Annotated in this window: 11 protein-coding genes; 9 read left to right on the top strand and 2 right to left on the bottom strand. The window is 45.2% G+C overall.

Annotation, left to right across the window (positions count from 1 at the left end; translation table 11 throughout):
* Window positions 1–158: 158 nt before the first annotated feature.
* Window positions 159–380, bottom strand: a complete 222-nt coding sequence (locus L4D76_RS27935) for a SlyX family protein (RefSeq protein ID WP_428444099.1) — start codon at window positions 378–380, stop codon at window positions 159–161.
* A 52-nt stretch (window positions 381–432) separates the two neighbouring features.
* Window positions 433–1410 (bottom strand): WD40 repeat domain-containing protein, encoded by a 978-nt coding sequence (locus tag L4D76_RS27930; RefSeq protein WP_428444098.1) that lies wholly within the window; start codon window positions 1408–1410, stop codon window positions 433–435.
* 194 nt (window positions 1411–1604) lie between these two features.
* Between L4D76_RS27930 and fkpA the strand changes: the two genes are divergently transcribed.
* The 9 genes from fkpA to L4D76_RS27885 all read left to right on the top strand — a co-directional run.
* Window positions 1605–2426 (top strand): FKBP-type peptidyl-prolyl cis-trans isomerase, encoded by an 822-nt coding sequence (gene fkpA, locus L4D76_RS27925; RefSeq protein ID WP_428444097.1) that lies wholly within the window; start codon window positions 1605–1607, stop codon window positions 2424–2426.
* A gap of 191 nt (window positions 2427–2617) precedes the next feature.
* Window positions 2618–3340 carry a helix-turn-helix transcriptional regulator gene (locus tag L4D76_RS27920; RefSeq protein ID WP_428444096.1) on the top strand — a complete coding sequence of 241 codons (723 nt, stop codon included), beginning with the start codon at window positions 2618–2620 and terminating at the stop codon, window positions 3338–3340.
* A complete protein-coding gene (tusD, locus tag L4D76_RS27915) occupies window positions 3337–3729 on the top strand; it encodes a sulfurtransferase complex subunit TusD (RefSeq protein WP_428444095.1) in 393 nt (130 codons plus the stop codon). Before L4D76_RS27920 ends, tusD begins: the two co-directional genes overlap by 4 nt.
* Before the next feature lie 24 nt (window positions 3730–3753).
* Window positions 3754–4110: a sulfurtransferase complex subunit TusC gene (gene tusC, locus L4D76_RS27910; RefSeq protein WP_428444094.1), complete on the top strand. Its 357-nt coding sequence runs from the start codon at window positions 3754–3756 to the stop codon at window positions 4108–4110.
* Between the two features lie 7 nt (window positions 4111–4117).
* Window positions 4118–4411, top strand: coding sequence for a sulfurtransferase complex subunit TusB (gene tusB / locus L4D76_RS27905; protein ID WP_428444093.1), 294 nt, complete (start codon window positions 4118–4120; stop codon window positions 4409–4411).
* A gap of 179 nt (window positions 4412–4590) precedes the next feature.
* On the top strand, window positions 4591–4965 hold the full coding sequence (gene rpsL, locus L4D76_RS27900; RefSeq protein ID WP_107283411.1) for a 30S ribosomal protein S12: 375 nt from the start codon (window positions 4591–4593) through the stop codon (window positions 4963–4965).
* Window positions 4966–5056: 91 nt separating this feature from the next.
* On the top strand, window positions 5057–5527 hold the full coding sequence (gene rpsG, locus L4D76_RS27895; protein ID WP_428444092.1) for a 30S ribosomal protein S7: 471 nt from the start codon (window positions 5057–5059) through the stop codon (window positions 5525–5527).
* A 78-nt stretch (window positions 5528–5605) separates the two neighbouring features.
* Window positions 5606–7702 carry an elongation factor G gene (gene fusA, locus L4D76_RS27890; RefSeq protein ID WP_428444091.1) on the top strand — a complete coding sequence of 699 codons (2097 nt, stop codon included), beginning with the start codon at window positions 5606–5608 and terminating at the stop codon, window positions 7700–7702.
* Window positions 7703–7805: 103 nt separating this feature from the next.
* The coding region (locus L4D76_RS27885) for a GTP-binding protein (RefSeq protein WP_428444090.1) at window positions 7806–8172 on the top strand (367 nt) is incomplete at its 3' end.

Below are 8172 nucleotides of genomic sequence, written 5' to 3'. Positions count from 1 at the left end.
CACTAAGAAGCACTGTTATTAAGAGCSTTTCTTAATTAAGAACATATAAAAAACGGGAAGCTAAGGCTTCCCGTTTTTTTATTTCCAGAAATCGAGTTGCGAGTGCCGAGGTGCGAGATTTTTCTCGTTACTCGGCTACTCGAACCTCGATACTCAGATCAATAATGCGGTGGTGGTGTTTCTTCGGATTCTTCGGCCATATTCGATGACTGAAAGCCCTTTACCTTTCCAACCAAGAATTTAAGCTGAACCTGCATTTTATCAAATTGGAATTGCTGGTCGGTTAACGCCTGGTTCAGCTCTTCAATAGTTTGTTCCTGAAAAGCCTGCTTCATTTCCAGCTCGTCAATCTGAGCCTGTAGTTTTTCAATATCAGTCATGAGGTTTTATACCAATAAACGTTATACCAACCAGAGCTGCCTCTGATTGGTTTTAATCTGTTGTCCAAGCCTGGGCAATACCCGCAGATGTACCAGAGATCACCTGTCCAGAAGCTGTAATGGCCACATCATACACCACTGCTGACGGTGGTCTAGCATCTTGTAGGGCTGCCGCTTCCCAGCGTCCTAGATTCTTGCCGGTAGTACTATCCCAGAGTTCTACTCGCCGCGAGGGAGTGCCTGTGACTAATCGTGTTCCATCATCGGAGAAACGGGCGCTGGATAAATTCTGCTGGCGTAAGCGTACGGCAAGCTCTGCCTGTTTCTCGCCGCTGGCCAGATCCCAGATAAAAATATCATTGGTGCCATCGGCCGTTAGCGCCAATTTCCCATGACGCTGCAGGGCGACCCGGCTGATCCGGGAGGTGTGTTCAAAACTATAAATTATCTGACCGGACCGGGTGTCCCATAAATAGGCAAAATAATCATTGCCACCAGACAAGGCATACTGTCCGTTGGCTGAAATCGCAACAGAATTAACTTTTTCTCTGTGTGCAAGGAACTCTAAGCGACGTCCAGTGCCCAAGTCGATATAGAGTGCTTTGCCGTTAGAGAGCCCAAGGACAACATGTTGGCCGTTATTGGCGATATCGACATCGCGAATAATGCCATCAGAAATGGACCATAAACCTTCTGATTGCCCCCAGGCTAAATCCCACACCGCAAAGTTCTGTGCCGTGGCGGTAATAGCGTAGCGATTGTTGTCAGAAATTGTACTGGAAAGGACGGTATTGTGATGTGGATCTTGAGAACCGAAGTCCGCTAACCTTTTGTTTTGCTGTAGGTCCCATAGCACGATACCTTGTTGGGCTGAATTAAAAAGGGCGAATCGACCGTCTCTGCTGAGGCTGAAACTGGTTGCGCCTTCAGGGGCTAAAACCCAGCGTTTTATTTCCGAACCAGAAAAAAAACAGCCACTGAGTAATATCAGTGCCAAAATGATGCTAATTCTGTGGAATATTTTGCGCATTAAGGTCTGGTTCCGGTTTGTTTTGCTAAGTAAAGAATGCTATCAATCGTATTAAATAACTGAATAAAGACAATTATTAGGCAGTTACTTAATAAAACTGGTAGTAGTATATTGATATGGCATGTTTTTCACACCTACTGTGAAAAGCAAAGCTAAAAAATGAGGCATTACCTCATCGACTGATGGAGAAATACATGAAACCTGTTCTAAAGATGTCTGTTCTAGCTGCAACAATTCTACTGGCCGTTGGCTGCCAAGATGAAAAAGCGGCGGAAACACAACCCGCTGAGCCTGCAAAAGTAGAGCAGGTAGCAGCAGAGACAGCAACCGCTGAACAAGCAAAAGAAGCGTTTGCCTCTGAAGATCAAAAATCAGCTTACGCGATTGGTGCCTCTCTTGCGCAATACCTTGCAGCTAATCTGGAACAACAAAAAGAGCTAGGCCTGGAACTGAACCGTGATGACGTACTAGCCGGTGTGAGTGATGTTTTTGCCAACAAGAGCCGCATGACACCAGAAGAAACACAGCAGGCGCTTCAGGAGCTTGATAAGCGTGTTTCTGATATCGTTGCAGAAAAAGCGAAAGTGGAATCTGAGACAAACATCAAAGCAGGCGAAGACTTCCGTGCTGAATTTGAAAAGCAGGACGGTGTAGCGAAGACTGAGTCAGGTCTTTTATACCAAGTCGAAAAGCAAGGTGAAGGCGACAAGCCAGCGGCAACCGACACGGTAAAAGTACACTATAAAGGTATGCTGACTGACGGTACTGAGTTTGATAGCTCTTACAAGCGTAACCAGCCTGCGACATTCCCGCTAAATCAAGTGATCCCTGGCTGGACTGAAGGTGTACAGTTAATGCCGGTAGGATCTAAGTTTAAGTTTGTTATCCCGCCGGAGCTGGCATACGGATCTCAGGCAAACCCAAGCATCCCTGCTAACTCAACGCTAGTGTTTGAAGTTGAGTTGCTAGACATCGTGAAAGCGGAACAATCTGCAGCGGAAGTAAAAACTCAGTAATTTGCTTGTTTATCGCAGATAAATTTTGCAAATAGTTTGATAAGACCCGACCTGTGTTGGGTCTTTTTTTATCGATATTCTGATAAACTTGCTAACAAGATTTGAATTTATGTCCATTCTATTGATTATCTATTGACTCTCAGTTGAGCTGATAATGAATGTAATGGGTATTTGCAAGGAAGAAGTGAACAGTGATCTCTACAGATAATTTTGGTTCTGATGTCATGATTGAAAGTGACTTGGTTGAAACTCGCGTTTTCACTGAGCATGACTATATTATTTTACACTCCTATGAAGCCGTGGTTGATGGCCTGGCGGCATTGATCGGTCCGTTTTGTGAAATCGTATTGCATTCATTAGCGGATCTGAATACGTCGGCAATCAAGATTGCCAACGGTGAAAATACCGGGCGTAAGGTCGGATCGCCAATTACCGATCTGGCGCTGCGGATGTTACGGGATATTGAAGGTTCAGAGCGTAACTTTTCTCGTGCTTATTTCACTCGTGCGAAAGGTGGTGACTTGATGAAGTCGATCACCATTGCCATTCGTAATGGTGAAAAGCGGATCATTGGTTTGCTCTGTATTAACATTAACCTTGATGCCCCTTTTTCACAAATTCTGCAATCTTTCATGCCTACCGAAGAGGCGAAGCATGCAGCTTCAACGGTCAACTTTGCCAGTGATGTTGATGAACTGGTGGATCAGACTGTCGAACGTACGATTGAAGAAATTAATGCTGATAAAGACGTATCGAACAACGCCAAAAACCGTCAAATTGTGATGGAATTGTACGATAAGGGGATTTTCGATATTAAAGATGCGATTAATCGGGTTGCTGATCGCTTAAATATCTCCAAACACACCGTGTACCTCTATATTCGCCAGCGTAAAACTGAGGATGGCGAAAAATGACATTGAATTATGTCTTGGTGGTTGACGGCCCGGCATATGGCCGTCAATCGGCTCGTTCAGCCTATCAATTTGCGCTGGCGGTAGTAGAGCAAGGACATCGATTATCCCGGATCTTTTTTTATCAAGACGGTGTTCATAATGGTTCTGCACTGACAGCACCAGCGTCGGATGAATTTGATTTGGTTGCCGCCTGGCAACAGTTGTCCACCGCACATAATATTGAGCTGCAAACCTGTGTTGCGGCGGCATTGCGGCGTGGCATTGTTAGTGAGCAGGAGGCTGAACAGAATCAGTTGCCTGGCAATAATCTGGCAACAGGGTTTGAACAAGCAGGGCTGGGCGGTTTAGCGGAAGCACTGTTGACTGCCGATCGTGTGATTCAATTTTAAGTTCCCCCATTTTAAGAGAGCAACATGAAACCGTTAGGCTTTGTATTCCGAAGTGCCCCGCATGGTAAGAGCTGTGGTCGAGAAGGACTTGATGCGGTATTGGCCACATCAGCCTACAGTGAAGATTTACATTTGTTCTTTCTTGATGATGGTGTTTTTCAGTTACTGAACAAGCAACAACCTGCCAAAATTCTATCCCGCGATTATATCGCCACCTTCAAAATGCTCGATTTATACGACATTGAGAATATCTATGTGTGCCGGCACTCAATGGCAGAGCGTGGGGTGACGGAAGAGGATTTTATTATTGATGTGACCGTACTTGATGAAGCCGGAATAACAATGAAATTACAACATTGCCAACGCATACTAAGCTTCTGAGGTCGATATGTTACATACCATCACCACATCACCTTTTCATACCCGGTCTCTGCAAAGCTGTCTACGCTATATAAGCCAAGATGATGAGATTTTATTGCTCCAGGATGCAGTAATTGCCGGAATAAGAGAAAATTTCTGGTGTGAAGCAATAAAAAATTCAGGTGTAAAAATTTCTTTACTGAAAGAAGATCTCTTGGCTCGAGGAATTATCGACAAAGTCGACAATTACTTTGATGTTGTTGATTATAAAGGCTTTGTTGCGCTTTCTGTTGAGCATGAAACACAGATGGATTGGGCATAAAATCGCGCTTTATACGACATAGCCTGTCAATTTTTATGATTGTTTAAGAAATGATCACATGATTGATCGTTGTATACATCTTGACACCCCATTGTGCGACGCCTAAAATTTCGCGTCCTCCTGTTGTTGGGAGGCAGATTTTTCACATTTTACGAAAGTAATATTTCAGGAGCTATTTAATGGCAACTATTAACCAGCTGGTTCGCAAGCCACGTGTAAAGCAAGTTGTAAAAAGCAACGTGCCTGCACTAGCAGCGTGCCCGCAGAAGCGTGGTGTATGTACTCGTGTTTACACTACTACACCTAAAAAACCGAACTCAGCTTTACGTAAAGTATGTCGTGTTCGTCTAACTAACGGCTTTGAAGTTACTTCATACATCGGCGGCGAAGGTCACAACCTTCAGGAGCACTCAGTTGTTCTTATCCGTGGTGGTCGTGTTAAAGATTTACCAGGTGTGCGTTACCACACCGTTCGTGGTGCACTTGACTGTGCAGGCGTTAACGACCGTAAGAAAGGTCGTTCTAAGTACGGTGTTAAGCGTCCTAAGTCTTAATGGATTCCGTTAAGTAAGGCCAAACATTTAAATTATTTTGAAAAAACTGAAAAGTTTTGGATAACCTGAAGAAGACAACGGAGATATATCCATGCCACGTCGTCGCGTAATCGGCCAGCGTAAAATTCTATCTGACCCTAAGTTCGGATCTGATCTGCTGGCAAAATTCGTTAACATCCTTATGGTTGACGGAAAGAAATCTACTGCAGAGAAAATCGTTTACACTGCACTAGACACTATGGGTGAGCGTTCTGGTGAAGAATGTTTATCTGTATTCGAAAAAGCTCTTGAAAATGTACGCCCTTCGGTAGAAGTTAAATCTCGCCGTGTTGGTGGTTCAACTTACCAGGTGCCTGTAGAAGTACGTCCAGTACGTCGTAACGCACTAGCTATGCGCTGGTTAGTTGAAGCTGCGCGTAAGCGTGGTGAAAAATCTATGGCTCAGCGTCTAGCAGGCGAAATGCTTGATGCGGCTGACAACAAAGGTACTGCTGTTAAGAAACGTGAAGACGTTCACCGTATGGCAGACGCGAACAAAGCGTTCGCACATTACCGCTGGTAATAGCAAATGGACACAGCAGGCGATTCCTGCTGTGTCTAAACCATACTCTAAGGTTTCTCTTAGTAAGAGGATACAACCGTGGCTCGTAAAACGCCCATCGAGCGCTACCGTAATATCGGTATCGTTGCTCACGTTGACGCCGGTAAAACAACGACTACCGAGCGAATCCTGTTTTATACAGGCCTATCTCACAAGATCGGTGAAGTACACGACGGCGCTGCTACTATGGACTGGATGGAGCAGGAGCAGGAGCGTGGTATCACTATCACATCCGCTGCGACTACTACGTTCTGGCGTGGTATGGATGGTCAGTTTCCAGAGCATCGCGTAAACATCATTGATACCCCGGGACACGTTGACTTCACTATTGAAGTAGAACGTTCTTTGCGTGTACTCGATGGTGCTGTTGTAGTTTTCTGTGGTTCTTCAGGCGTTGAGCCTCAGTCTGAGACTGTATGGCGTCAAGCCGATAAGTACGAAGTGCCGCGTATGGTTTTCGTAAACAAGATGGACCGTGTTGGTGCAGACTTCCTGCGTGTTGTTGACCAGATTAAGAACCGTCTTGGTGCGAACCCAGTGCCAATCCAGCTTAACATTGGTGCTGAAGAAGAATTTAAAGGTGTAATCGACCTGATCAAGATGAAGACCATTAACTGGTCGGAAGAAGATCAAGGTATGACTTTCACCCATGAAGACATCCCAGCAGAGCTACAAGACCTTGCTGATGAATGGCGCATGAATTTAGTTGAATCAGCGGCAGAAGCTACTGAAGAACTAATGGAAAAATACCTTGAAGAAGGTGAGCTGTCTGAAGAAGAAATTAAGGCAGGTCTTCGTCATCGTACTCTGAACAATGAAATCGTGCTGGCAACGTGTGGTTCTGCCTTTAAGAACAAAGGTGTTCAGGCAGTACTGGATGCAGTTATCGATTTCCTACCTTCACCAACCGAAGTGAAAGCTATCAAAGGTGAAGACGAACGAGGTAATGCTGTTGAGCGTCATTCAAGCGATGACGAACCCTTCTCAGCACTTGCGTTTAAGATCGCAACCGACCCGTTCGTAGGTACATTGACGTTCATGCGTGTTTATTCTGGTGTTGTAAACACTGGTGATACAGTCTACAACTCTGTTAAAGAAAAACGTGAGCGTTTTGGCCGTATCGTTCAGATGCACGCGAACAAACGTGAAGAGATCAAAGAAATCCGTGCCGGTGATATCGCTGCGGCAATTGGTCTTAAAAACGTAACTACTGGTGATACTCTGTGCGACCTGAATGACAAAGTTATTCTTGAGCGTATGGAGTTTCCTGAGCCAGTAATTCAGATCGCGGTTGAGCCAAGATCGCAAGCTGATCAAGAAAAGATGGGTGTCGCGCTGGGTAAACTGGCGGCAGAAGATCCATCTTTCCGAGTGGAAACCGATGATGAATCAGGCCAGACGTTAATTTCTGGTATGGGTGAACTTCACCTTGATATCATCGTTGACCGTATGAAGCGTGAATTCAGCGTCGACTGTAACGTGGGTAAACCTCAGGTTGCTTATCGCGAAACTATTCGTGGTAAAACAGAAGTTGAAGGTAAGTTTGTACGTCAATCCGGTGGCCGTGGTCAGTTTGGTCATGTTTGGCTTAAGATTGAACCGTCGGAACCTGGTGAAGGTTTCGTATTCGTTGATGAAATAGTCGGCGGTACTGTACCAAAAGAATTTATTGGTTCAGTATCTAAGGGTATCGAAGAGCAAATGAAGAATGGTGTGCTTGCGGGCTACCCTGTTCTTGACGTGAAAGCGACGCTGTTCGATGGTTCTTACCACGATGTTGACTCCAGCGAAATGGCGTTTAAAATCGCAGGTTCAATGGCATTCAGGAAAGGTGCGCTAGAAGCAAGCCCTGTTATTCTTGAACCCATGATGAAAGTTGAAGTAACGACGCCTGAAGATTGGATGGGTGATGTTGTTGGCGATCTTAACCGTCGTCGCGGCATGATCGAAGGTATGGACGATGGCCTGGCGGGTCTTAAAATCATTCATGCTAAGGTCCCTCTGTCTTCAATGTTTGGTTATGCAACTGACTTACGTTCTGCAACTCAAGGCCGTGCGTCTTACTCTATGGAATTTCATGAGTATTATGAAGTTCCTAAGAACATTGCAGATGGCATCATCGCACAGCGCACATAATTGAATTATTTGCGTCAACTGCGGTTGGCGCATTAAAATACAAACTTCGGACGCGTCCCCTAACCTAGTAGGGGGCGTATCTTAACTAGGAAGGAACACGATTGTGTCTAAAGAAAAATTTGAACGCGTAAAACCGCACGTTAACGTTGGTACAATTGGCCACGTCGATCACGGTAAAACAACTCTAACTGCTGCTATCTGTACCGTACTTTCTAAAGTATACGGTGGTGAAGCTAAAGATTTCGCATCTATCGATAACGCTCCAGAAGAGCGCGAGCGTGGTATCACAATCTCTACTTCTCACGTAGAGTACGATACTCCAGCTCGCCACTACGCACACGTTGACTGCCCAGGACACGCCGATTATGTTAAAAACATGATCACAGGTGCTGCACAAATGGATGGTGGTATCCTAGTTGTTGCTGCAACTGATGGCCCTATGCCACAGACTCGTGAGCACATCCTTCTTG

Origin of the sequence: Photobacterium sagamiensis, assembly GCF_050337085.1 — a bacterium.
GTDB classification, from domain to species: domain Bacteria; phylum Pseudomonadota; class Gammaproteobacteria; order Enterobacterales; family Vibrionaceae; genus Photobacterium; species Photobacterium sagamiensis.
This window is presented reverse-complemented; position numbering and strand designations above follow the sequence as displayed.

Excerpts from the sequence above, each read along its gene's own strand:
- L4D76_RS27935 (WP_428444099.1), bottom strand. The coding sequence starts at position 380 with ATGACTGATATTGAAAAACTACAGGCTCAGATTGACGAGCTGGAAATG.
- L4D76_RS27930 (WP_428444098.1), bottom strand. The coding sequence starts at position 1,410 with ATGCGCAAAATATTCCACAGAATTAGCATCATTTTGGCACTGATATTA.
- fkpA (WP_428444097.1), top strand. The coding sequence starts at position 1,605 with ATGAAACCTGTTCTAAAGATGTCTGTTCTAGCTGCAACAATTCTACTG.
- tusD (WP_428444095.1), top strand. The coding sequence starts at position 3,337 with ATGACATTGAATTATGTCTTGGTGGTTGACGGCCCGGCATATGGCCGT.
- tusC (WP_428444094.1), top strand. The coding sequence starts at position 3,754 with ATGAAACCGTTAGGCTTTGTATTCCGAAGTGCCCCGCATGGTAAGAGC.
- tusB (WP_428444093.1), top strand. The coding sequence starts at position 4,118 with ATGTTACATACCATCACCACATCACCTTTTCATACCCGGTCTCTGCAA.
- rpsL (WP_107283411.1), top strand. The coding sequence starts at position 4,591 with ATGGCAACTATTAACCAGCTGGTTCGCAAGCCACGTGTAAAGCAAGTT.
- rpsG (WP_428444092.1), top strand. The coding sequence starts at position 5,057 with ATGCCACGTCGTCGCGTAATCGGCCAGCGTAAAATTCTATCTGACCCT.